Genomic DNA, 22,787 nt, shown 5'->3' on the forward strand with positions numbered 1-22,787 from the left:
GTGACGACCATCGTGGCCTTCCACGCCCATGCCGACGATCCGGTCCTGCTCAGCGGCGGCACCCTGGCCCGCGCCGCGGCCGACGGGCACCGGGTGGTGGTCGTGGTGGCCACCGACGGGATGGCCGCCGAGCACCCGACACCGCGCTGGGCCGAGCTGGAGGCCGCGGCGGCGATCCTCGGCGTCCGGCGCGTGGTGCACCTGGGGTACGCCGACAGCGGTCACGGCCCCCAGCTGTACGCGGACCCGCCCGGACGGCAGCGCTTCGCCCGCGCGGACACCGAGGAGGCCGCGCACCGGCTCGCGGCGCTGCTGCACGAGGAGCGCGCCGACCTGCTGCTCGGCTACGACGGCAACGGCGGGTACGGGCACCGCGACCACGTGAAGGTGCACGAGGTCGCCCGCCGGGCGGCCCGGCTGACCGGGACTCGGCTGCTGGAGGCCACCCTGCCGCGCGACTTCGCGCTGCGGTTCGTGCGGGTGGTCCGGGCGCTGCGGATCCCGTTCGACTACGACGTCGACGCGCTCGAACACGCCTACAGCCCGGCCTCGGCGGTCACCCACCGGTTCGACGTGCGGCGCTTCGCCGGGCGCAAGCAGGCGGCACTGGCCGCGCACGTGTCCGACGTCCGCGGTACCGGGCGGCTCTCGGCGGTGCTGCGGCTGCTCGTGTGGCTGCCGGCGCCGTTGTTCGGGCTGGTGGCCGGCCGCGAGTGGTACACCGAGGTCACGCCGGCAGGACCGCCACACCCTGGTCTGCAAGTTTCTGCACGTTCTGGTCGTCGGCGTCGGTGATCACGCCGGCGACATCGGCGAACGGCAGCACGGTGAACCGCGACGCCGTGCCGAGCTTCTCGGCACTGGCCAGCACGTAGGTGTCGGCCGCGCGCCGGGCGAGCGCGCGTTTCATCGCGGCTTCGTCGGCGTCGCCGGTGGTGAGCCCGGCCTCGGGGTGGACGCCGGTGACGCCGAGCAGGAAGACGTCGGCGCTGATCGACTGGGCGGCCTCGGCCGCGGCGGCGCCGCAGGTGACGGCGGAGTGCCGGAACAGCCGGCCACCGAGCAGGAAGACCTCGACGCCGTGGTGGCCGAGCAGGGCGACCGCGACGGTCGGGCTGTGGGTGACGACGGTGGCTTCGAGGTCGTCCGGGAGCGCGTTCGCGACGGCGAGCGTGGTGGTGCCGCCGTCGAGGATGACCGTGGAGCCGGGCCGGACCAGCGTGGCGGCGACCTTGGCGACCCGGTCCTTGCCGTCCTGGGCGATGGCCGTCCGGCTGGCGTAGTCGGCGACGGCGGGGGAGACAGGCAGCGCGCCGCCGTAGACGCGCTGGCAGAGCCCGGCGGCGGCGAGGTCGCGCAGGTCGCGGCGGATGCTGTCTTCGGACACCCCCAGCTCGGCGGCGACGTCCTTGGCCAGCACCTTGCCGTCGGCGGCGAGCCGGGTGAGCAGCAGTTCACGGCGTTCCGCGACCAGCATGCACGATCCTCCTTGTTTCTTCCGAGTCGTGCACATTATGGTCGGGGCATGACCTCTTCGACAAGCCTGTCCCGCAACCCGCGGGTCCGGGTCACCGGCGTCGAGCTGTTGTCCTCGGCCTGGTACGTGCTGCGCCGCACGACGTTCGACTACCAGCACACCGACGGCCGCTGGACGACCGAGCAGCGCGAGACCTACGACCGCGGCAACGGCGCGACGGTACTGCTCTACGACCTGGCCGGCGGGACGGTCCTGCTGACCCGCCAGTTCCGCTACCCGGTCTACGTCAACGACCACCCGGACGGCATGTTCATCGAGACCGCGGCGGGCCTGCTGGACACCGACGACCCGGAAACGGCGATCCGGCGGGAGGCGGAGGAGGAGACGGGGGTGCGGATCGGCGCGCTGGAGCACGTGTTCGACGTGTACACGAGCCCGGGCTCGGTCACCGAGCGCCTGCACTGCTACGCGGCCCCCTACGACCCGGCCAACCGCGGCACCGGTGGCGGGCTGGCGGAGGAGGGCGAGGACATCGAGGTCCTGGAGCTCCCGTTCACCAAGGCCCTGGAGATGATCGCCACAGGCGAGATCGCGGACGCCAAGACGATCATGCTCCTGCAGTGGGCGGCCCTCCACGGCCCCTTCCGCCCAGCCTGACGCGTACTTGAAGGGTCGGCTCGCGTACCCCGGCGGTCGGCTTGCGTACCTGGACGGTCGGCTGCCCGGCCGACCCTTCGGGTACGCCACCCGACCCTTCGGGTACGCGAGCCGACCGCCCAGGTACGTAAGCCGACGCTCGGGGCGGGCATGCGAAAGGCCCCCGCGGGGGGAGGTCGCGGGGGCCTTTCCGTTGTGGTGGGAGCTGGGCTACTGGGCCGAGTTCCGCGGGGTCACGCCGACCGGGAGGTGCGGCGGCCCTTCAGCTCGGCGAGACGTTCGTTGAGCAGGTCCTCGAGCTCGGGGATCGTGCGCCGCTCGAGCAGCATGTCCCAGTGGGTGCGCGGCGGCTTGACCTTCTTCTGCTCGGGCTGCCCGCCATCGACGATCTCCGATTCGCTCCCGTGCAGGCGGCACTCCCAGACCGTCGGGATCTCGGCGTCGTCGGAGAACGGCACCTCGAACTCGTGGTTCTTCGGGCAGGCGTAGCGCACGGTGCGGCGTGGGGCGAGGTCGTGGTTGCGGTCGGTCTCGTAGCTGACCGCTCCCAGCCGGCTTCCACGAAGAACACGGTCGGCCATGATGGGGTCCTTTCAGTCAGCTCCGGGGTGGAGCCAGGGTGGTGCTCACCCTATGCAACGACCCAGGCCCCGGGAGGATTCCCGGAGCACCATGTCGTTGCTCACGATGAGCTGCGTCACCCACCGGGATCAGCTTCCTCTAGTAGGAGGCGTTTCGCGCTCCGGCGTGACGTCAATACGGCCTTCTTAGTGCTGATATCCCCCGGATGGGCTACTAGCGTCTCGCTCAGGTCAACCGTAACTGACCGTGATGAGCGGTAACCGCGCCCAAGTCACCCGATCGAAAGTGGCGCCGACACAATACCTGATAACGCACGGTAGCGAATTCGGCCTCGAAACGTGCTGAAGCTGAAGTTTCAACTACGGATTGTTCGGTATCTGCCACCACGACGGTGTCGCCCTCGCGCACCACCTCGCCGTCGACCACCCGCGCGTTGAACCGCCCGGGCAGCCCGCACCAGCACAGCACCTCCACCTGAACCGGCTGCAACTCGTCCGCCAGTTCGAACAGACGAGCGGCCCCCGGGAACAACCGGCTCCGGAAATCCGTGGCGATCCCGAAGCAGTACACGTCGATCTCGACCTCGTCGGCCAGCTCCGCCAGCTGGTCGACCTGCCCGGGGGAGAGGAACTGCGCCTCGTCCACCACGACGTAGTCCACGTGCCTGCCCTGCGCCCACTCCCGCCGCACCAGGTCACGCACGTCGGTGTCCTCGCCGACCTCCACCGCCTGCCGGGTCAGCCCGATCCGGCTGGAGATCTGCGGCGCGCCCGATCGGTCGTGGCGGACCAGCACCAGCCCCCGGCGGCCCTGCCGGGCGTGGTTGTGGTCGATCTGCAGCGCCAGGGTCGACTTCCCGCAGTCCATCGGGCCGTAGCAGAACTTCAGCCTGCCCACCGGGGGCGTCCCGCGGCGCGAACCGGCCGCCGGGACCGACGACAGCGCGTCCGTGGGATCTGGGTCGTTGAGCAAGGTCACGACGCCCGACCCTATCGGTGACTACAGAACCTCCGGCGGACGGTTGCCCGCCGCCACGATCGCCCGCCGCACCGGCACCAGCGCGACCAGCACCAGCCCCGCCGCGAAGAACACCACCAGCGCCACGATGGCCAGCCGGAACGACCCCGTCGCCTGCCCCACCCCGGCGAACACCAGCGGCCCCAGCCACGACGTCCCGCGCTCACCCACGACGTAGAGCGAGTAGTACTGCGCGTCCTTGCCCGCCGGGATCATCTGGCTGAACAGCGACCGCGACAGCGCGTTCGTCCCGCCCAGCACCAGCCCGATCCCCACCGCCACCGCCAGGAACTGCAGCATCTGCTTCGGCTGCACGAAGTACGCCCCGGCCAGCACCACCACCCACAGCACCAGGCTCCCCAGGATCGTCCGCTTCGCCCCGATCCGCCGCGCCACCAGCCCGTGCAGCGTGCCACCCAGGTACGCCACGAACTGGATCACCAGGATCGTGACGATCAGCACCTCGTTGCCGAACCCCAGCTCGTCCTTGCCGTACTGCGCCGACACCGTCACCACCGTGTTGATCCCATCGGTGAAGACCAGGTAGCTGCCCAGGAACGCCAGCGTCAACGGGTACGCCTTCGCCGCCACCAGCGTCTGCCGCAACTCCGCGAAGCCCGCCCGCAACACCGAACGCCCCGGCGCGACGTCGACCGGCGTGTGCCGGCGGGGGAGCGCCCGCACCGCCGGCACGGTGAACGCCGCCCACCACAGCCCCGACGTCAGGAAGCAGATCTGCACCGCCAGGCCCTTGCTCACCCCGAAACTGTCGTGCCCGAGGTAGAACCCCAGCTGCAACGCCAGCGCCAGCCCGCCACCCAGGTACCCGAACGCCCAGCCCTTCGCCGAAATGCCGTCCCGCTCGTCCGGCCCGCCGATGTCGACCAGGAACGAGTAGTAGACGACCAGCGAACCCCCGTATCCGATGTTCGCCACGACGAACAGCACCACCCCCAGCTGCCAGTCCGACCCGGCCAGGAAGAACATCGCCGCCGCCGCGGCCGCACCCAGGAACGCGAACCCGCCCAGGATCCGCCGCTTGTTGTGGCTGCGGTCGGCCACCGCACCGGCGATCGGCAGCACCAGCACCTGCACCACCGTCGCCACCGACAGCAGATAACCCCACACCGAGCCGGCCGGGAAGTGCAGCCCGAACAACGTCACGTCGCAGTGCTGCAGCGTGTCCGCCGCCCCCGCCGCGTTCACGCACGGACGATCCCCGTTAAGGGTGAAGTTCGTCTTCGCGTCCTCCGCCGCGATCGAGCTCATCGACAGCGCGCCGAACACCGTCGTCGTCGACGAATAGAACGGCGAGTTCGCCCAGTCGTAGAAATACCAGCCCCAGCGCTCGCGCTTGGTCGAGCGCGTCCCGGCCAGCGTCATCCACGGCTCCTTCAGGTCAAGAACTTCCAGGTCAGCGCGGAGACTACGGGCCGCGGACCACCCCCGTGACCACACCACCGAAACCGTGTCCGGTTTGTCGCTTGATGATCACCCCGCACGCCCGCGGCCACCCTCCATCCCGTGTCGCCGGCAAATGTGAACGGTGTTTCATGCGAGACTCGTGAGCGCACTGTGTCTGTTGTGGACAACGGGACACGCTCTTACTGTGCTCGCATGATCCGTAACCGTCCGCGCACCGTGCTGAGACTCCTGCTCCTCGCGCTCGCCGTCACGGGTCTGCCCCTCACCACCCCCGGCCTCGCCGCCGCCGACCCCGCCTCGGCCGCCTGGGCGAAACTCCGCATGTGCGAGTCCAGCAACCGCTACAACACCAACACCGGCAACGGCTACTACGGCGCCTACCAGTTCAACCTGCCCACCTGGCGCAGCGTCGGCGGACAGGGCCGCCCCGACCAGGCCGCCCCCGCCGAACAGGACTACCGCGCCCTCTACCTCTACCGCATGCGCGGCTGGCAACCCTGGCAGTGCGCCGGCACCCTCAAACTCACCGGCGACGCCGACGCCCGCAGCAAACGCGTCCCCACCTACGCCGAAGCCGCCTACATCGGCGGCGGCGGCCTCCCCGCACCACCCCCGGGCCCCGGCGGCCCCCGCCCCGCTTGGCCCGGCGTCGTCTACAACTACGGCGACTGCGCCACCCCGCTCAAGACCTTCCAGCTCCGCATGAACGCCTTCGGTTACGGCTTCAGCGGCACCGGCTGCTACTACGAGAAGACCCGCACCGCCGTCCTCGACCTCCAGCGCGCCAACGGCATCAAGGACAGCGGCCTCCTCGGCCCCAAAACCTGGGACGCCGCCTGGACCGGCAAACCACCCCGCTGACCCCCTCGTGAGTGGGTAACAGTGTTAGAACACTGTTACCCACTCACGACTCCTGCGACTGCCGCCACACACCCCGCTCGATCAGCACCTCGCGCAACAGGTCCGGCCGGTCCGTCACGATCCCGTGCACCCCCAGGTCCAGCAGCATCCGCATCTCCGCCGGATCATCGATCGTCCACGTGTGCACCTCGATCCCGGACCGCCCCGCGATCGTCAGGAACGCCTTGTCCACCACCCGCAGCGCCCCCTGCCGCACCGGCACCTGCGCCATCGCCCCCAGCACCAGCCGGCCCAGGGGGAGCAGCGGCAGCTTCCCCCGCGCCCACAACGCGAACGCCGACCGCGGCCCCATCGCCGTCACCAGCCTCGGCCCCGCCAGCTTCCGCAACCGCACCAGCCGCGCATCCGAAAACGCCGCCCCCGCCACCCGGTCGAACGCCTTCGTCCGCTCCAGCACCCGCACGAACGGCTCCACCGCCCGATCCGCCTTCACATCCACGTTGAACCGCGCGTCCGGCAGCTCCTCGAGCACGTCCTCCAGCCGCGACAGCGGCACCTTCCCGCCCACCTTGACGTTCTTCAGCTGCTCCCACGTCTGCGCCGCGATCGGCCCCGCACCGTCCGTCGTCCGGTCCAGGCTCGCGTCGTGGTGCACCACCACCACACCGTCCGCCGTCGCGTGCACATCCGTCTCGAGGTACCGATACCCCTCCGCACACGCCCGCTGGAACGCCGGCAGCGAATTCTCCAGCCCCTCCAGCTCACCGAGGTGCCACCCCCGGTGAGCGAAGGCACGGGGGAGCGGATCGGCCAGGTACGGAAACGACGCCTGCATCCCCCAAGTGTGCCCTTCCGCCATGACCCCGGCATGAGCAACCGGTGGCCAGCTAGGGTCTCCCGGGTGAGGGAAGCCGCCGAACTGACCCAGCCGACCACGATCGAACTCGCCCCGGCCCGCCGAGGCGCCCCCAAGCACTGCGGCTGGTGCGGACGACGCCTCCCCGAAGGCGGCAACGTCGGCCGCCGCCGCCGCTACTGCGGCCAGTCCTGCCGCCAGCGCGCCTACGAACGCCGCACCGCCCTCCAGCGCAGCGGCCTCCCCGAAGACGCCGTCGTGCTCTCCGACACCGAAATCGCCGCCCTCCAGGACCGCCTCTTCCAGCTCCGCTGCGCCGCCGAAGACATCGTCACCGCCGCCGACGACGGCGCCGACGCCCGCGAACTCCGCGGCCTCGCCGAAGAGATCGCCCGCGCCGCCAAAGACCTCGAACAACTCCGCTGACCCGCCCCAGCCGGACGACACGCGTACTCAGCCACGACACAGCGCACCACCTGCCCGGCGCCGTGTCGTCCATCCAGACACACGTGTCGTCCGTTCAAGCACGCGTGTCGTCCGTTCCGGCACCTCAGCTCAAGGTGTCCAACGCCCGGTACGTCCGGTTGCTCGCCGCCGCCGCACGCTGCTCACGGCCCGTCGCCTCGATGTAGTTCTGGCTCGTCGCCAGACTCGCGTGCCCCAGCAACGCCATGATCTCCGACGCCGTCGCCCCGTCCTCCGCCAGCCGCGTCGCGAACGTGTGCCGCAACGCGTGCAGATTCGCCCCCACCGGCACCCGATCGTGCAACCCCGCACCCCGGTAACACGACTTCACCAGGTACTCCAGCGCACCCCGCCCGATCGGCTCACCCGCCCGGTCCAGCAGCAACGGCGAACCGGGGGAGAACCGCACGTTCGGGAACCGCACCCGGCACGACGCCCGGTACCGCTCGATCAGCTCCGCCAGCACCGGCTGCACCGGGATCGACCGGTCCCGGCTGCCCTTGCCCTTCACGTGCAACCGCAGCTCACCCGCACGCCCCACCAGCGACCGCGACGTCAACGCCCGCATCTCCGCCGCCCGCAACCCCGCCACCAGCCCCAGCGCGATCACCAGCACGTCCCGCTCCGGCCACGGATCCCGCGCGCGCCGCGACCCCGCGGCCGCCGCCGACAGCAGCTGCTCCGGAGTTTCCTCACCCCGCAACGGCTTCGGCGTCAACGCCGGCGTCCGCGGCCGCGCCACCGCACCCATCGGATTGCCCGCCAAGAGCCCGTCCGCCACGCAGAACGTCAGGAACTGGTTCCACGTCGACCACGCCCGCAGCACCGAGCTCTTCGCGTGCCCGTCCGCGAACACGCCGAACGCCGCCCGCAGCGCCGGCCCGGTCAGGTCCGCGACCTCCAGGTCCTCGACCGGGCGGCCGAGCTCCGAAGCCAGGAGAGTGGTGATCCCGGCAAGGTCCCGGCGGTAGGCGTCGGTGGTGTGCGGGGAGTCCTTGCGGGGACGGCGGGCGGCGAAGAAGGCTTGCTGCGCCTCGGGAACCTTCATGTGGATCTTGTACCGCACACCACCGACAGTTTCCGTGCCCGGCCGGTCACCCGGTGTTTCATGCATAACCGCAATTATGCATGAAACACCGGTGCAACCCAGGACCCGCTTCCCGGGGGATCCAGATCTCTCTCGAGCCCGTCATGGGCCTTGAGACGCCTCTGAGACGCGCGGCGGGGCATGCGCACACCTGTTCGACACCGGCGACCGGACGCCGCGGCGGAGTCAGCGACGTGAACCCGATACCTCCGAAACCATGCCGCACGGCGCTCCCTGGACCTGTCGGCGCCTGCATAGTTTCGTCACCGTGACGTTTTACGGTCGAGTGGCTGGACCTCGGGCTCACGCCTTCCAGGGGATCCTCTCGGATCTCCTGGAAGCTCCGAGGCGTGCAGCCGCCGGCCGGGCGGCCGAGAAACTGCCACAGGAGCCGTCCTGGCGAAGCCGTGCCTGCTTGCGCGCAAGCTTGGTGCAACCCTCGGTTTCGCACCCCTCTCAGCCCTCGGCGCAGCACGTCACCAAGTGCCGATAATGTACATTATGTCAAGTAACGTCAGTGCCAGTCGCTGATCATCACGTCCCGCGGCGCCGGGGCGCCTTCCCCGGTCTCCAGGAGCTGCTTGAGGCTCATCAGGTAGATGGCCCACTTGGTGCTGCAGTGGTGCATGAACTCGCCGGCCTCACGCCAGCCTTCGTGCTTGAACAGGACGATCGTGTGGTCGTCGCGCTGGTCGATGTCCCAGCGGATCGTCGTGCCGATCCACTCGGGCGGGCCGTCGACGACTTCCCACCGGACGAGCCGGCCCGGGTCGAGTTCGGTGACCTTCATGTCGAAGCCGCCCGGGATGAAGCGGAACGCGATGACGCCGCCGAGGCCGGTTTCCCCTTCGGTTTTCTCGGTCCACCAGCCGGCGAGGCCGTCGATGGTGGTGAGGGCGTCGTAGACGGCGGCGGGTGTGGTGTTCCGGATGCCGATGCGGTGCAGGATGTCCATGGCTAGCGGTTCCTTTCGATGGTTTCGGCGATGCGCTTGATGCGGCGGAGGCGGGCGTCCCAGGCGCGGCCGACGTCGGCGAGCTGGGCGACGGCGCGGGCGAGCTGGTCTTCGTCGACGCGGAACTGTTTTTCGCGTCCTTCGGCCTGGGCGTGGACGAGGCCGGTGCGGTCGAGGACGGCGAGGTGTTTGGCCACGGCTTGACGGGTGACCGGGAGGTGTTCGCTGAGGCTGGTCGCGGTGCCGCTCCCCTCGTTCAGGAGCAGGTCGAGCAGGCGGCGGCGGGTGGGGTCGCCGATGGCCGACCAGAGGTCGTCGTCGACGGTGGTGGTCACCGGGTGGCTCCGGCCTTGGCGGCGTAGGCGGGGAGCCGGGACAGGAAGTGGTCCCAGCCGGCGGCGTGGTCGTCGTATTCGGCGATGAGCTTGGCTTCTTCCCAGCCGCGCTCGCGGAAGCCGGTTTCGGTCATCTTGAGGCGGGTGCCGGTGCCGGCGGGTTCGAGTTCGAAGACGACGAGGAACGAATTGCCGGGTGCGGCGGTCTCCCCTTCGGCGTGGGCCCAGCGGAAGGAGAAGAGTTTCGGGGGGATCGCGTCGACGACGGTGAACTGGACCCAGTTGCCGCCGAAGGCGATGCGGCCCGCTCCCCCGGGTTCGACGGGGTATTCGGCTTCGTCGGGCCACCATTCGCGGACGTGTTCGGGGTCGCTGACGACGTCGAAGACGACTTCGGGGGCGGCGTCGATGTGGATTTCGCGTTCGAGTGTGCCGTGGTCCATCGGTGGCTCCTTGTGCAACGTTCGGTTGCGTGTCACGTTAGCTCGATGGGCTCCGATGTGCAACCTTCAGTTGCGCGTAGGTCCTTCTGGACCCAGGCGACGTCGTGCCAGGCGCCGTGCTTCCAGCCGACGCGGCGGAAGACGCCCGCGGGTTCGAAGCCGAGCGCGCGGTGCAGTCCGGCGCTGGCTTCGTTCGGCAGGGTCATGCCGGCGAAGGCGCGGCAGAAGCCGCGTTCGCGCAGGTGCTCGAACAGGGCTTCGTACAGCGCGCGGCCGGCGCCGGTGCGGCGGCGGTGCTGTTCGAGGTAGATGCTCGTTTCGCAGGACCAGCGGTAGGCGGCGCGAGGGGCGAAGGGGCCGGCGTAGGCGTAGCCGGCGATGTGGCCGTGGTCTTCGAGCACGAGCCAGGCGTGGGCGCCGGCGATGCGGCGGGCCATTTCGGCGGTGCCGGGTGGTTCGGTTTCGAAGGAGATTGCGGTGTCGGTGACGTAGGGGGCGTAGAGGGTGGCGCAGGCGGCGGCGTCGTGTTCGGTGGCGGCTCGGATCATGGCTCATATGGTAGCCACAGAGACTCGTATAGTATCCAGAGTTATGACCGATCCCCTGACTGCCCGCCTGGCCGCCACGGTGCACGCAGCCCGGACGTCCCGAGGCCTTTCGGCGGCGGCATTGGCCGAAGTGTCGGGGGTGTCGCGGGCGATGATCGGCAAGATCGAGCGGGGTGACGTCCAGCCGACGGCGGCGTTGCTGGCGAAGCTGTCGGCGGCACTGGGCCTGACGTTGTCGGAGCTGATCGCCCGGGCCGAGGGCGACGAGCGGCGCCTGGTGCGGGCGGCGGAGCAGCCGGTGTGGGTGGACCCGGACACCGGCTACCGGCGGCGATCGGTCTCCCCCGCGGCCGGCCGTCCGCTGGAGCTGGTGGAGGTCGAGCTGCCGCCGGGGGTGGAGGTGCCGCTGGTGTCGGGGACGTATGCGTTCCTGCACCAGCAGATCTGGGTGCTGGCGGGGCACTTGCGGTTCCACGAGGGGCCGGAGGTGCACGAGCTCGAGGCCGGGGACTGCCTGCAGCTGGGCCCGCCGGCGGACTGCGTGTTCGTGAACCCGGGTGCGGTGCCGTGCCGGTATCTGGTGGCGCTGGTCAAGCGCGCAGGTTGAGGGCGGCGACCGAAGAATCGAGCCAGGCGGCGAGGAAGCGGTCCGGAGCAAGGTCTCCCGGCGTGTGTCCGATGAGGACGTCGAGGATCGGGTAGTAGGTCAGGGACGCTACGAGCACCGCGGCGGTGGCTTCGGGGTCGGTCACCGCCGCTCTCCCCTGGTCCCGCAGCGTGGTGATCCACTCGGTCCCCCGGCGGTAGACCGTGGCGACGACCCCCTGCCACATCTGCTCGAACAGGCCGGGGAAGCCGGTGAATTCGCGGATCATCAGGCGGATCAGCTCGCGGTCGGCGGCCATGAACGCCCAGACGACGTCGGCGAGCACGCGCAGTGCTTCGCGGGGGTCGTCGGGCAGCCGGGCGTCGGCGGTGCCCGCCGTGCGGGCGGCCAGTCGCTCGAGGTTGTCGTGCACTGCCGCTTCCAGCAGAGCCGCCTTGGAGGGGAAGTGCTTGTACAGGGCGCCGCTGCCGGGGTTGAGGCCGCAGGCGGTCTGGATGTCGGCGATGGACGTGGCGTCGTAGCCGCGAGTGGCGAAGAGGTGGATCGCTTCGTCGAGGATGCGGCGGCGGGTGACGCCGGGGGTTGTTCGAGCCATAGTGAGAAACTACTCTCTTTCTATGGTGGAAGTGATCGTGGAAGAGACCGTGTCGTGTCCCGCGGAAGAGTTCCTGGCCCTGGTGATGGACCCGCGGCGGTACGCGGAGGTCGACCGCAAGCTGGGCCGGATCGAGTGGGTGCGCCGGGACGGCGACGTCACCGAGTTCCGGTTCCGCTCGGTGCTGCCCGGGCTCGGGCCGGGGCCGAAGGTCGTGTCGCGGATGACGCTGACCCCCGGCCGGCGGGTCGACGTGCGGCTGCCGGATCGGCCGGAGAACCGCCTGGCGCGGCGGTTTTCGACGTTCGAGGCGCATTTCGAGTGCGTGCCCGTGGACGGCGGGATCCGGGTGACGCGCCGGATCGCGTTCGGGTTCGCTGCTCCCCTGCGCCCGCTGGTCGAGCCGATCCTGCGGCGGAAGCTGCGGGCCGACGTCGAGGCGGAGGTCCGGGGTGCGAAGCGGCTGCTGGAGCGTTGACTGAAGCACTGAATCAGTGCTTCACTTCTTGCCGTGCCCTACCGCCGCACCCCGAAGGTGCAGGAACGCCTGGACGCCCAGCGCGAGACGATCGTCGCCGCCGCCACGCGCCAGCTGGCCGAACACGGCTACAGCGGGTGCTCCGTGGCCGCGGTCGCCGAGCGGGCGGGGGTGGCCGTCGGCAGCGTCTACCGGCACTTCCCCACCAAGGCCGACCTGGTGGTGCACGTGTTCCGGCAGGTGGTGACGCGGGAGGTGGACGCGGTCCGGGTGGCGTCCGCGGCGGCAGGCGAGCCCGCCGAGCGGGTGCTGGCCGCGGTCGAGACGTTCGCCCAGCGTGCGCTCAAGGCGCCGAAGCAGGCGTACGCCCTGCTCGCCGAGCCGGTCGACGCGCTCATCGACGCCGAGCGGCTCGAGTTCCGGCGGGCCTACACCGAGGTCATCGCCGAGCACGTCGCCGCCGGGGTGCGGCAGGGCGTGCTGCCGCCCCAGGACGGGCGGCTGACCGCCGCGGCGCTGGTCGGTGCCGCCGCCGAAGTTCTGATCGGCCCGTTGACCAGCGGGAACGCCGGCGACGTCGCCGAGCTCCGCACCTTCATCCTGCGCGCTCTAGGAGGTTCCGATGCCCGCCACGCATGAGGTCACCAACCAGGTTCCGCCGCTGGCGGGGCACGACGTCGCCGACGACCCGGCGCTGCTGGCCGGGCTCGAGCGGGCCGGGGCCGGCTGGGCCGCCGAGGAACTGCACGAGCTGGGCCGGCTGGCCGGAAGCGAGCAGGTGCAGGAGTGGGGGCGGCTGGTCAACGAGAACGAGCCGGTGCTGCGCACGCACGACCGGTACGGCCACCGGATCGACGAGGTCGAGTTCCACCCGTACTGGCACGAGCTGATGACGGTCGCGGTGTCGCACGGGATGCACGGCACGCCGTGGCGGGATCCGCGGGAGGGCGCGCACGCGGCGCGGGCGGCGAAGTTCTACGTCTGGAGCCAGGCCGAGGCCGGGCACAGCTGCCCGATCTCGATGACGTACGCGGCGATCCCGGCGCTGCGGGCGAACCCGGATCTGGCGGCGCGGTACGAGCCGCTGCTGGCGGCGACGGAGTACGACTTCGGGCTGCGTGAGCCGACCGGCAAGCGCGGCCTGATCGCGGGCATGTCGATGACCGAGAAGCAGGGCGGCTCCGACGTCCGCGTGAACACGACGACGGCGACCCCGAGCGCGGACGGCAGCTACACCCTGGTCGGGCACAAGTGGTTCACCTCGGCGCCGATGTCGGACATGTTCCTGACGCTGGCGCAGGCGCCCGGCGGGCTGTCGTGCTTCCTGCTCCCCCGCGTCCTGCCCGACGGCTCGCGCAACGCGATCCGGTTGCAGCGGCTGAAGGACAAGCTCGGCAACCGCTCGAACGCCTCTTCGGAGATCGAGTACGACAACGCGGTGGGCTGGCTGGTCGGCGAGGAGGGCCGCGGGGTCCGCACGATCATCGAGATGGTCAACAACACCCGGCTGGACTGCACGCTGGGCAGTGCGTCGGGCATGCGGCTGGGTGCGGTGCGCGCGGTGCACCACGCGACCCACCGGCGGGCGTTCGGCAAGGCGCTGGTCGACCAGCCGCTGATGGCGAACGTGCTGGCCGACCTGGTGCTGGAGGCCGAGGCGGCGACGACGGTGGCGATGCGGCTGGCCGCGGCGGGCGACCGGCCGGGTGACGCGCAGGAGCAGGCGTTCCGGCGGCTGGGGCTGGCGGTGTCGAAGTACTGGGTGTGCAAGCGGGCGCCGGTGCACGCCGCGGAGGCCCTCGAATGCTTCGGCGGCAACGGGTACGTCGAGGAGTCGGGGATGCCGCGGCTCTACCGGGAGGCGCCGCTGTCGTCGATCTGGGAGGGTTCGGGCAACGTCGCCGCGCTGGACGCGTTGCGGGCGATGGGCAGGCAGCCGGAGTCGGTGGCGGCGTTCTTCGCCGAGGTCGGGCAGGCGGCCGGGGGTGACGCCCGGCTGGACGACGCCGTCGACCGTCTCCGCAAGGAGCTGACCGATCTGGACGGCATCGAGTACCGGGCGCGGCGGCTGGTCGAGGCGATGGCGCTGGTGCTGCAGGGTTCCCTGCTGGTGCGCCACGGTCACCCGGCGGTCGCCGACGCGTTCTGCGCGTCCCGCTTCGGCGGTGACTGGGGCATCGCGTTCGGCACGCTCCCGGCCGGCGTCGACACGGGAGCGATCATCGAGCGTGCCGCGGCGCGTTAGCCGACGCGTTCGGCGCGCTGCCGGGCCAGTTCCTCGACCGCGCTGGGCAGGGTGGTCTCGAAGTCGATCAGCTTGGCCCAGGTCGGCGTCACCACGATGCGGACCATCCCGTCGTAGAGGGAGCGCACCTCGCGTTCCCATTCGACCCGCTGCTCGGGCGTCATCTCGTAGCTGCCGTTCATCTGCAGGTACTCCTGCGGGATGCCGTCGACGACGTCGAGTTCGGCGCGGCCGCGGACGAGCAGGATCTTGGGCGGGTGCACTTCGGTGTCGATGGTCAGGGCGACCGCGGGGTTGGCGCGCAGGGACGGCAGTTTCGGGGCGTTCTTCGAGGTGCACATGACGATCTGCGAGCCGTTCCAGGTGAAGGCGATCGGGATCGTGCGCGGGGTGCCGTCCTTCGCGACGTAGGCCAGGCGGGTCAGGTCGCGGGCGAGCAGTTCGCGGCTGAGCGGGCGGTCCAGGATCTCGGCGATCTCGTGCGGCTGCATGGTCGTCTCCGTTCTCGGGGTGGCTGACATCCCGGGGACGGAGCCGCCGTCGTGTTCTCGACACGCTCGGCGGAAGTGTTTTCAGCGGCCGAGCGCGTCGAGGGCGCCGGCGACCGCGGCGGCCTTGAGTTCGGCGACGGGGACGTCGGGGAACTGCATGCAGACGTCCTGCAGGCCGCCGAGGGCGAGGATCGCGCGGGCCTGCTGTTCGAGTGTGGGTGACGGGCCGCAGATGAGCGCGGTGAGCCGGGTGCGCCAGCCCAGGACCCGGTCGATCAGGCCGAGGTCGGCCAGGGTCGGCATCTCGGCCAGCAGCATGATGACGTCGCCGCGGTGGCGGTGGTTGAACTCGAAGAAGCCCTCGATCAGCTCACGCACGGGGGCGTCTCCGCGGGCTTCCTGGTCGAGGAGGAACTTCTCGCCGTCGTCGAGCATCGGCTGGACGATGCTCAGGACGAGGTCGTCTCGGGACGGGAAGTGGTAGTAGAGCGCGGGTTTGGTGATGCCGAGGCGGTCGGCGATGTCCTGCAGGCTGGTGCGCTGCACGCCCTGGGTGGTGAACAGGTCGCGGGCGACGTCGAGGATGCGCTGTTTGGTGTCGGAGGGCTTCGGCACGGTCCCAGCATAACTGACTTAACGATAGGTAAGGACTCGTGGTACAACTTACCTACCGTTAAGTCAGGGAGGTACTCATGCGGATTCTCGTCTCCGGCGCCAGCATCGCCGGCCCGGTGCTGGCGTACTGGCTCACCCGGCACGGCTTCGACGTCACGGTCGTGGAGCGCGCCCCGGCACTGCGCAAAACCGGCGGCCACGCCGTCGACCTGTTCCGGCCCGCCATGGACATCACCGAACGGATGGGCGTGCTGCCCCGCGTCGAGGCGCTGGCCACCGGCACGACCCGGATGACGCTGCACCGCGAGGGCAGCCGCCGTCCCCTCCGGGTCGACCTGGCCAAGGTCTTCCAGGCCGCCTCGGACCGGCACGTCGAGATCATGCGCGACGACCTCAGCGAGATCTACTACGACGCCGGCCGCGACGACGTCGAGTACCTCTTCGGCGACACGATCACCGCCCTCTCCCCCGACGGCGACGTCACCTTCGAGCACGCCCCGCCGCGGCGGTTCGACGTCGTCGTCGGCGCCGACGGGCTGCACTCGAACGTCCGCCGCCTGGTCTTCGGCGAAGAAGCGGGGCTGACGCGGTTCATCGGCGCGTACCTGGCCGTGCTGTCCCTGCCCGACACGCTCGGCCTCGACGGCGAGGCGATCACCCACCTCGGCGCCGGCCGCACCGCGTCCCTCTACAGCGCCCGGCACATGAGCGACGCCCGCGCGGTCTTCCTGTTCCGCCGCGACCGGGAACTCGGCTACCACCACCGGGACATCCCGCGGCAGAAGGACCTGCTGCGGGAGGCGTTCGCCGGGATGCACCCGCAGGTCGACGGCTGGCTCGCCCGCCTCGACGACGGCGGCCCGTTCTACTTCGACTCGATCACCCAGCTGCAGCTGGACAGCTGGTCCCGCGGCCGCGTCACCCTGGTCGGCGACGCGGGCTACTGCCCCGGACCGGCCGTCGGCGGCAGCACCAGCCTGGCCGTGCTCGGCGCGTACGTCCTGGCCGGCGAACTGGCCGCGGCGGGCGGCGACCACACGCGCGCCTTCGCCGCCTACGAACGGGAAATGGGCGAACTGGTCCGCCGCAGCCGGGCCTTCGCGGTCGGCGCTTCGCGGAGCCTGATCCCGGCTTCCCGCGCGGGGGTCTGGGCACTGGCCCGCGGCGGCCAGCTTGTCTCGACGCTTCCGGCCGGCGTGACACGGGCGCTCGCGAAGCTGAACACCGGCGGCGTCCGCATGCACGACTCGATGCGGGTCAAGGACTACGCGGTGCCGGCAACGGCCTGACGCTGGAGGGGGCCGCCGCGCGCGAAAGCCCCCTCCAGCCCGACAGCGGATCTTCGGTCACCGGCGGAAACCGGGCGGGCGCGCGGGAAGAACCCGCGCGCCCGCACCCCCAGTGGCCCGGCGGAACCCGCCGTCGGGGGACAGGAGACAACGAGTACCGCGCTGGATACCGGGAAATGGGACGGATTTCCGCCCGGTGACGCCCGCGGACACGGGCGCCGGCAAGCGCCGGGAGACCCGCGGGATCGGTCCCGGCGAATGCAGCGGACACCCGGCCGACTCGTGCGGATTTCCCGGGCGAAGTCCCGCGCTGGAGCGCCGAGAACCACCTGAATCCAGCCGGTGGCCCTCAACCTCCGGCCCTCCTCATCCCAGCAGCAACCCCGGATCGCTCTCCGGGGCCCCCGCGGGCCACCACGTTCCCTCCTCGAGCCGGTACGGGTGCCAGCGGCCCCCGCGATCCAGCCGCAGCTGCACCGCACCCACCGTGCACCGGTTGCGGTCGAACACCGGCTCCGCCTCCGCGACCTCGGCCAGCGCCGCCCGCGCCGCCGCCAACGCCGGCTTCGGGGGCGCCCACGTCGATTCCAGCACCTCCAGCCCGTCCGGCCCCCCGTGCGTCCACGCCGCGACCGCCCGCGCGAACTCCGGGCCCGACCCCAGCCCCTGCGCCGCCGACGGGAACTCCGCGGCCCACCGCACCGCATCCTGGCGCCGCGAAGGCCACCGCTGTCCCGCCAGCAGGGCACGGGCCCGGCCCGCCGCATTGGCGGCCAGCATCGCGAACGCCTCGGCCGGCACCCCCGGCGCCGCCGGGATCGACGGCGCCCCCGACGGCTCGAACCCGGCCAGGTCCGGCACCTCGCCCGGCGTGCGGTCAGCGGCCGCGAGGGGTTCACGCGGCACCGTGCGGCCCGACAGCTCCTCGCGGATTTCCCGCTCCCCCTTGCCGCGCATCAGCAGCAGCACGAACGGGTCCGCGTCGAGCAGCCACGACGCCTGGAACGACAACGCCGCCGCGTGGCGGCAGGGCAGCTCCCAGCCCTCGCAGTCGCACTCCGGGTCGAGGTCGCCGATCCCCGGCAGCAGGTGGACGCCGACGTCGGCGGCCGCCTCCACCAGGTCGTGCGGCATGTCGCGGTCCAGCAGCGCCGCCAGATGCCCGGCCCGGGAAGCCACCCGGTCGAAGAACCGGGTCCAGTCCGCCTCCGGCAGTTCCGCCAGCCGCAACGTCGTCCGGTACGGGCCGCCGTCGGCGTCGTCGACCGCCGCCGCGATCCGGCCCGGGCTCACCGTGATCGAGCCGACCAGCCCGGCCGTCGCGTACTTGCGGCCGCGCTTGAGCTGCCGCAGGTCCAGCGCGGTGTCCTCCATCGCGCGCACCCACGCCCGGCCCCACCAGGACCGGGCGAACCGGGCGCCCGCCCCGAACGCCGGGAACCCGCGTACCCGGTCCTCGCTCATCCGCGGCTCCTCAGTTCGACGAGCTCCGCCAGCTCGGTGTCCGACAGTTCGGTCAACGCCGCCTCCCCACCGGCCAGCACGGCGTCGGCCAGCGCGCGCTTCTCCCGCAGCATCGCCGCGATCCGGTCCTCCACCGTCCCCTCGGCCACCAGCCGGTGCACCTGGACCGGCCGGGTCTGCCCGATCCGGTAGGCCCGGTCGGTCGCCTGGTCCTCCACCGCCGGGTTCCACCAGCGGTCGAAGTGCACGACGTGGTCGGCGCGGGTCAGGTTCAGGCCCGTCCCGGCCGCCTTCAGCGACAGCAGGAACACCGGTACCTCGCCGTCCTGGAACCGCCGGACGAGCTCCTCGCGCCGCGCCACCGGTGTCCCGCCGTGCAGCAGCTGCGTCGCGATCCCCCGCCCGGCCAGGTGCTTCTCCAGCAGCCGGGCCATCGCGACGTACTGGGTGAACACCAGCACCGCGCCGCCCTCGGCGAGGATCGTGTCCAGCAGCTCGTCGAGCAGCTCCACCTTCCCCGAGCGGCCGCCCGGTTCCTTGAGGTACTGCGCCGGGTGGTTGCAGATCTGCTTGAGCGCGGTCAGCAGCTTCACGATCCGGCCGCGCCGGGCCATCCCGTCGCTGGCGGCGATGCCGGCCATCATCTCCCGCACCACCGCCTCGTACAGCGCCACCTGGTCCGCGCTCAAGGCCACCGGCCGGTCGGTCTCGGTCTTGGCCGGCAGCTCCGGCGCGATCCCCGGGTCGGCCTTGCGCCGCCGCAGCAGGAACGGCCGCAGCAACCGGGCCAGCCGCTCCGCCGCACCCGCGTCGCCCGACTCGATCGGTTTCGCCCAGCGCGCCCGGAACTCGCTCAGCGACCCCAGCAGGCCCGGAGCGGTCCAGTCGAGGATCGCCCACAGCTCCGAAAGCGTGTTCTCCACCGGCGTGCCGGTCAGCGCCACCCGGGCGGCCGCGGGCACCAGCCGCAACGCCTTCGCCGTGCCCGACCGGTGGTTCTTGACGTGCTGGGCCTCGTCGGCGACCAGCAGGTCCCACCGCACCCCGGCCAGCGGCGCCGGGTCGGTGCGCAGCGTGCCGTAGGTGGTCAGGACGAACCCGTCGAGGTTCTCCAGCGACCGCGCGCTGCCGTGGAAGCGCCGCACGGGCACGTCCGGGGCGAACCGGCGGATCTCGCGTTCCCAGTTGCCCAGCAGCGACGCCGGGCACACCACCAGCGTCGCCCCCGACGCCCGGTGCAGGTGCAGCGCGATCAGCGTGACGGTCTTGCCCAGGCCCATGTCGTCGGCGAGGCAGCCGCCGAGCCCGAGGCCGGTGACGGTGGCCAGCCACTGCAGCCCGCGCAGCTGGTAGTCCCGCAGCTGCGCGGCCAGCCCCGGCGGCGGCGCCTGCGGTTCCGGCGGTGCGGACAGCCGTTCCCGCAGCCGCGCCAGCCAGCCGTCGGTGACGACCTCGACGGGTTCGCCGTCGACCTCGGTGGTTCCCGACAGCACGACCCCGAGCGCGTCGACCGGGTTCAGCGGTTTCAGCGTGCGTTCGCGGGCCTTCGCCGCCAACGCCGGATCGACCAGGACCCACCGGTCGCGCAGCCGCACCACCGGACGGCGGGCCTCGGCCAGCGCGTCCAGCTCGGCCTCGGTCAGCACCTCGCCGCCCAGGGCGAGCTGCCAGTCGAACCGCAGGGCCCGGCCGCCGCCGAAGAACGACGGCAGGTCACCCGGGTCGTCCCCGCCGCGGACCACCGCCCGCGCGGTCGGCGCTCCCGCCAGCTCGGCCGGCCAGTGCACGTCGATCCCGGCCGCCGCCAGCCGCGGCGCCGCCGACGCGACCAGCTCGGTCACGTCGTCCTCGCCGAGGGCCAGCGCATCCGGCACCGCCGAGGTCAGCAGCGGGCCCAGCGCCGGCCACACCTGCGCACCCCGCCGCAGCGCCAGCACGACGTCGATGCGGGCCCGCGGCCCGAACCGGCCGGTCTCCCACAGCTGCGCCGCGTCGGCGACCTGCCCCGGCTCGGCGAGGCTGTGCACCTGCACCACGGCGCGGAACCGGCCGGTGTCGAACCCCTCGGGTGCTTCCACCCGCAACGACACCCGCACCCCCGAGTCCAGCCCCGCCGCCAGTTCCCCGGCCCAGTCCCGCAGCGCCTCCGCGCGCTGGGGTGCCGTGGCGGCGAACAACCGCGTCCCGGCGGCCTTCGCCGCGGCGGGCGTGCGGGGCAGCGTGTCGGCGACGGCGTCGAGGAACGCCCGCAGCAGCGGCCCCGGCGCGCGCTCGTCCGCGGGCATCGCCGCCGCGAGGTCCCGCAGCCACGCCGCTTCCGCCGGTTCGAGCGGGCCGATCCGCCAGGCGTCGTGCCCGGCTTCGGTGACCCCCGGCAGCAGCCGTCCCGCCGCGACCAGCCGCAGCGCGGCCTGCGCCGCGGTCGCCCAGAACGCGCCGGCGCCACCCAGCAGTTCCGGCAGGCCGTCCACGATGGACAGATCGCGACCGTCGACCACCAGGCGGCCCGCCCGCGGCGGCTCACCCGGTTCGAAGTGGACGTTCAGTTCCCCAGCCTCCCGTACCGTCGCACCGACAGCGGCACGAAGACCGCCAGCAGTACCAGCGGCCACCCCACCGCCATCGGCACCGCGTGCGCGCTCACCCAGGACGTCCCGGCCGCGCCGGGGTTGCCGAACAGCACCCGCGCCGCGGTCACCGTGGAGGACAACGGGTTCCACTCCGCCACGGTTCCCAGCCACGCCGGCATCGTCGAGGTCGCCACGAAAGCGCTGGAGAGGAACCCGAACGGGAACTCGAGAGTTTGGGCCAGCGTCACCATCGACGGATCCGCCGTCAGCAGGCCCAGGTAGATCCCCGCCCACACCAGCGCCGTGCGCAGCAGGAGCAGCAGGCCGAGCGCGGCCAGGGTCTCGCCGAGGCTGCCGTGCGGACGCCAGCCGACGGCAAACCCGCAGCCCAGCAGCACCGCCAACGCCAGCAGCGCGTTCAGCAGGTCCGCCGCGACCCGTCCGGTGAGCACCGCCGACGGCGCCATCGGCAGCGACCGGAACCGGTCGGTGACCCCCTTGGCCGCGTCGTCCAGCACCGCGATCATCGTCCCCGACAGCCCGAAGGCCATCGTCATGGCGAACATCCCCGGCATCAGGAACTCGCGGTAGGAGCCGCCGCCGGGCACGGTCATCCCGCCCCCGAGCAGGTAGGCGAAGATCAGCACCATCAGGATCGGGAACGCCACCACCGTGGCCAGCCGGGCCGGGCGCCGCGCCAGCTGCGCGAGGTAGCGCAGGGTCAGCGTCCAGCCGTCTTCGATCGCCCACCTCATCGCGCCACCCCCGTCAGTTCCAGGAACACTTCGTCCAGCGTCGGGTGCCGCAGCGCCACGTCGGCGAACGACAGCCCGGTCACGGCCAGCTCGCGCACGACGCCGGTCAGCATCGACGGCTCGGCCGGTGCGCTGACCCGCAGCTGGTCGGTCACCGGCTCGGCCCCGGTGACCCGCGCCAGCAAGGCCGCCGCCGCGCCGAGCGCGCCCGGATCGGTCAGCAGCAGCTCGATCCGGGTCGCCCCCAGCGACCCCTTCAGCTCGGCCGGGGTGCCTTCGGCGATCACGCGGCCGTGCTCGACGAGGGAGATCCGGTCGGCCAGCCGGTCGGCCTCCTCCAGGTACTGCGTCGTCAGCAGCACGGTCGTGCCGTCGGCGACCAGCGAGCGCACCGCCGTCCAGACCTCGATGCGGCTGCGGGGGTCCAGCCCGGTCGTCGGCTCGTCGAGGAACAGCACCCGCGGCGCCGCCAGCAGCGACGCGGCCAGATCCAGCCGCCGCCGCATCCCGCCCGAGTACGCCGAGACAGGCTTCGACCCGGTCTCGGCCAGCCCGAACCGCTCCAGCAGCGCGTCGGCGCGGCGGATGGCTTCGCGCCGGCCCAGGTGGTGCAGCCGGCCGAACAGCACCAGGTTCTGCCGGCCCGAAAGCAGCTCGTCGAGCGCGGCCTGCTGGCCGGCCAGCCCGATCGCCGAGCGCACCTTCGCCGGTTCGGTGGCGACGTCGAACCCGGCGACCCGCGCGTGGCCGCCGTCGTGGCGCAGCAGCGTGGCGAGCACGCGGACCGCGGTGGTCTTGCCCGCGCCGTTGGGTCCCAGCACGCCGCACAGGGTGCCGGCCGGGACGGAGAGGTCGAACCCATCGAGGGCGTACGCGTCGCCGTAGCGCTTGCGGAGTCCCTCGGCGTGGATCTGCGGAGTCATCAAGCCCCTAACTCTGTACTGTGTACGGAGAAGAGGTTAGCACAACT

26 protein-coding genes are annotated in these 22,787 nt (G+C 71.8%); 9 read left to right on the plus strand and 17 right to left on the minus strand.

Going from position 1 to position 22,787, the window contains the following annotated elements; genetic code table 11:
• The gene (locus tag AB0J55_RS16770) at positions 1 to 795 is read left to right on the plus strand and encodes a PIG-L family deacetylase (protein WP_364248679.1); all 795 of its coding nucleotides are present in this window, start codon (positions 1 to 3) and stop codon (positions 793 to 795) included.
• On the opposite strand, the gene AB0J55_RS16775 is transcribed toward AB0J55_RS16770, so the two are convergent.
• Complete coding sequence (locus AB0J55_RS16775) at positions 728 to 1,477, minus strand: DeoR/GlpR family DNA-binding transcription regulator (RefSeq protein ID WP_364248681.1); 750 nt, start codon at positions 1,475 to 1,477, stop codon at positions 728 to 730. The two genes, AB0J55_RS16770 and AB0J55_RS16775, sit on opposite strands and share 68 nt — an antisense overlap.
• A gap of 48 nt (positions 1,478 to 1,525) precedes the next feature.
• On the opposite strand from AB0J55_RS16775, the gene AB0J55_RS16780 reads away from it, so the two are divergent.
• Positions 1,526 to 2,134, plus strand: a complete 609-nt coding sequence (locus AB0J55_RS16780) for an NUDIX domain-containing protein (RefSeq protein WP_364248683.1) — start codon at positions 1,526 to 1,528, stop codon at positions 2,132 to 2,134.
• 233 nt (positions 2,135 to 2,367) lie between these two features.
• On the opposite strand, the gene AB0J55_RS16785 is transcribed toward AB0J55_RS16780, so the two are convergent.
• From AB0J55_RS16785 to AB0J55_RS16795, 3 genes are all read right to left on the minus strand, one after another.
• Positions 2,368 to 2,715 carry an RNA polymerase-binding protein RbpA gene (locus AB0J55_RS16785; protein WP_003081521.1) on the minus strand — a complete coding sequence of 116 codons (348 nt, stop codon included), beginning with the start codon at positions 2,713 to 2,715 and terminating at the stop codon, positions 2,368 to 2,370.
• Positions 2,716 to 2,941: 226 nt separating this feature from the next.
• Entirely contained in the window at positions 2,942 to 3,694 is a 753-nt protein-coding gene (locus tag AB0J55_RS16790; RefSeq protein WP_364248685.1) for a thymidine kinase, read from the minus strand.
• Between the two features lie 21 nt (positions 3,695 to 3,715).
• On the minus strand, positions 3,716 to 5,116 hold the full coding sequence (locus AB0J55_RS16795; RefSeq protein WP_364248687.1) for an MFS transporter: 1,401 nt from the start codon (positions 5,114 to 5,116) through the stop codon (positions 3,716 to 3,718).
• Between the two features lie 234 nt (positions 5,117 to 5,350).
• On the opposite strand from AB0J55_RS16795, the gene AB0J55_RS16800 reads away from it, so the two are divergent.
• Entirely contained in the window at positions 5,351 to 6,019 is a 669-nt protein-coding gene (locus AB0J55_RS16800; protein ID WP_364248689.1) for a transglycosylase family protein, read from the plus strand.
• Between the two features lie 43 nt (positions 6,020 to 6,062).
• Here the strand turns inward: AB0J55_RS16800 and AB0J55_RS16805 are convergent, their stop codons facing one another.
• Positions 6,063 to 6,854: a glycerophosphodiester phosphodiesterase gene (locus tag AB0J55_RS16805; RefSeq protein WP_364248691.1), complete on the minus strand. Its 792-nt coding sequence runs from the start codon at positions 6,852 to 6,854 to the stop codon at positions 6,063 to 6,065.
• A gap of 66 nt (positions 6,855 to 6,920) precedes the next feature.
• Between AB0J55_RS16805 and AB0J55_RS16810 the strand changes: the two genes are divergently transcribed.
• Entirely contained in the window at positions 6,921 to 7,301 is a 381-nt protein-coding gene (locus tag AB0J55_RS16810; RefSeq protein ID WP_285991781.1) for a hypothetical protein, read from the plus strand.
• Positions 7,302 to 7,425: 124 nt separating this feature from the next.
• On the opposite strand, the gene AB0J55_RS16815 is transcribed toward AB0J55_RS16810, so the two are convergent.
• The 5 genes from AB0J55_RS16815 to AB0J55_RS16835 all read right to left on the minus strand — a co-directional run bounded on the left by AB0J55_RS16815 (position 7,426) and on the right by AB0J55_RS16835 (position 10,708).
• The gene (locus AB0J55_RS16815) at positions 7,426 to 8,406 is read right to left on the minus strand and encodes a tyrosine-type recombinase/integrase (protein ID WP_364248694.1); all 981 of its coding nucleotides are present in this window, start codon (positions 8,404 to 8,406) and stop codon (positions 7,426 to 7,428) included.
• 535 nt (positions 8,407 to 8,941) lie between these two features.
• The gene (locus AB0J55_RS16820) at positions 8,942 to 9,382 is read right to left on the minus strand and encodes an SRPBCC domain-containing protein (RefSeq protein WP_364248696.1); all 441 of its coding nucleotides are present in this window, start codon (positions 9,380 to 9,382) and stop codon (positions 8,942 to 8,944) included.
• A 2-nt stretch (positions 9,383 to 9,384) separates the two neighbouring features.
• Complete coding sequence (locus tag AB0J55_RS16825; RefSeq protein ID WP_364248698.1) at positions 9,385 to 9,717, minus strand: helix-turn-helix domain-containing protein; 333 nt, start codon at positions 9,715 to 9,717, stop codon at positions 9,385 to 9,387.
• The gene (locus tag AB0J55_RS16830) at positions 9,714 to 10,160 is read right to left on the minus strand and encodes an SRPBCC domain-containing protein (RefSeq protein WP_364248700.1); all 447 of its coding nucleotides are present in this window, start codon (positions 10,158 to 10,160) and stop codon (positions 9,714 to 9,716) included. Before AB0J55_RS16830 ends, AB0J55_RS16825 begins: the two co-directional genes overlap by 4 nt.
• Positions 10,161 to 10,192: 32 nt before the next feature.
• Positions 10,193 to 10,708 carry an N-acetyltransferase family protein gene (locus AB0J55_RS16835; protein WP_364248702.1) on the minus strand — a complete coding sequence of 172 codons (516 nt, stop codon included), beginning with the start codon at positions 10,706 to 10,708 and terminating at the stop codon, positions 10,193 to 10,195.
• A gap of 43 nt (positions 10,709 to 10,751) precedes the next feature.
• On the opposite strand from AB0J55_RS16835, the gene AB0J55_RS16840 reads away from it, so the two are divergent.
• Positions 10,752 to 11,315, plus strand: coding sequence for a helix-turn-helix domain-containing protein (locus tag AB0J55_RS16840; RefSeq protein ID WP_364248704.1), 564 nt, complete (start codon positions 10,752 to 10,754; stop codon positions 11,313 to 11,315).
• Here AB0J55_RS16840 and AB0J55_RS16845 read toward each other — a convergent pair.
• A complete protein-coding gene (locus tag AB0J55_RS16845) occupies positions 11,299 to 11,910 on the minus strand; it encodes a TetR/AcrR family transcriptional regulator (RefSeq protein ID WP_364248706.1) in 612 nt (203 codons plus the stop codon). The genes AB0J55_RS16840 and AB0J55_RS16845 overlap by 17 nt on opposite strands.
• A 22-nt stretch (positions 11,911 to 11,932) precedes the next feature.
• Between AB0J55_RS16845 and AB0J55_RS16850 the strand changes: the two genes are divergently transcribed.
• Genes AB0J55_RS16850 through AB0J55_RS16860 form a run of 3 tightly spaced genes read left to right on the plus strand, consistent with a single transcriptional unit; the run spans position 11,933 to position 14,633 of the window.
• Complete coding sequence (locus AB0J55_RS16850; RefSeq protein ID WP_364248708.1) at positions 11,933 to 12,388, plus strand: SRPBCC family protein; 456 nt, start codon at positions 11,933 to 11,935, stop codon at positions 12,386 to 12,388.
• A gap of 33 nt (positions 12,389 to 12,421) precedes the next feature.
• Positions 12,422 to 13,027: a TetR/AcrR family transcriptional regulator gene (locus AB0J55_RS16855; protein ID WP_364248710.1), complete on the plus strand. Its 606-nt coding sequence runs from the start codon at positions 12,422 to 12,424 to the stop codon at positions 13,025 to 13,027.
• A complete protein-coding gene (locus AB0J55_RS16860; RefSeq protein WP_364248712.1) occupies positions 13,011 to 14,633 on the plus strand; it encodes an acyl-CoA dehydrogenase family protein in 1,623 nt (540 codons plus the stop codon). The genes AB0J55_RS16855 and AB0J55_RS16860 overlap by 17 nt, the downstream gene beginning before the upstream one ends.
• Here AB0J55_RS16860 and AB0J55_RS16865 read toward each other — a convergent pair.
• Positions 14,630 to 15,124, minus strand: coding sequence for a pyridoxamine 5'-phosphate oxidase family protein (locus tag AB0J55_RS16865; RefSeq protein WP_364248714.1), 495 nt, complete (start codon positions 15,122 to 15,124; stop codon positions 14,630 to 14,632). The two genes, AB0J55_RS16860 and AB0J55_RS16865, sit on opposite strands and share 4 nt — an antisense overlap.
• Before the next feature lie 81 nt (positions 15,125 to 15,205).
• Positions 15,206 to 15,739 carry a TetR/AcrR family transcriptional regulator gene (locus AB0J55_RS16870; protein WP_364248716.1) on the minus strand — a complete coding sequence of 178 codons (534 nt, stop codon included), beginning with the start codon at positions 15,737 to 15,739 and terminating at the stop codon, positions 15,206 to 15,208.
• Positions 15,740 to 15,816: 77 nt separating this feature from the next.
• Between AB0J55_RS16870 and AB0J55_RS16875 the strand changes: the two genes are divergently transcribed.
• On the plus strand, positions 15,817 to 17,028 hold the full coding sequence (locus AB0J55_RS16875) for an FAD-dependent monooxygenase (RefSeq protein ID WP_364248718.1): 1,212 nt from the start codon (positions 15,817 to 15,819) through the stop codon (positions 17,026 to 17,028).
• A 366-nt stretch (positions 17,029 to 17,394) separates the two neighbouring features.
• Here the strand turns inward: AB0J55_RS16875 and AB0J55_RS16880 are convergent, their stop codons facing one another.
• From AB0J55_RS16880 to AB0J55_RS16895, 4 genes are read right to left on the minus strand one after another with little or no spacing between them, the layout of a single operon-like run.
• On the minus strand, positions 17,395 to 18,492 hold the full coding sequence (locus AB0J55_RS16880; protein WP_364248720.1) for an SWF/SNF family helicase: 1,098 nt from the start codon (positions 18,490 to 18,492) through the stop codon (positions 17,395 to 17,397).
• Positions 18,489 to 20,990 carry a DEAD/DEAH box helicase gene (locus AB0J55_RS16885; protein ID WP_364248722.1) on the minus strand — a complete coding sequence of 834 codons (2,502 nt, stop codon included), beginning with the start codon at positions 20,988 to 20,990 and terminating at the stop codon, positions 18,489 to 18,491. The genes AB0J55_RS16880 and AB0J55_RS16885 overlap by 4 nt, the downstream gene beginning before the upstream one ends.
• Positions 20,991 to 21,034: 44 nt before the next feature.
• Positions 21,035 to 21,817, minus strand: a complete 783-nt coding sequence (locus tag AB0J55_RS16890) for an ABC transporter permease (protein ID WP_364248724.1) — start codon at positions 21,815 to 21,817, stop codon at positions 21,035 to 21,037.
• Positions 21,814 to 22,740 carry an ATP-binding cassette domain-containing protein gene (locus tag AB0J55_RS16895; RefSeq protein ID WP_364249530.1) on the minus strand — a complete coding sequence of 309 codons (927 nt, stop codon included), beginning with the start codon at positions 22,738 to 22,740 and terminating at the stop codon, positions 21,814 to 21,816. Before AB0J55_RS16895 ends, AB0J55_RS16890 begins: the two co-directional genes overlap by 4 nt.
• Positions 22,741 to 22,787 lie beyond the last annotated feature (47 nt).

This window comes from Amycolatopsis sp. NPDC049688, assembly GCF_040674975.1.
Classification (GTDB): Bacteria; Actinomycetota; Actinomycetes; order Mycobacteriales; family Pseudonocardiaceae; genus Amycolatopsis.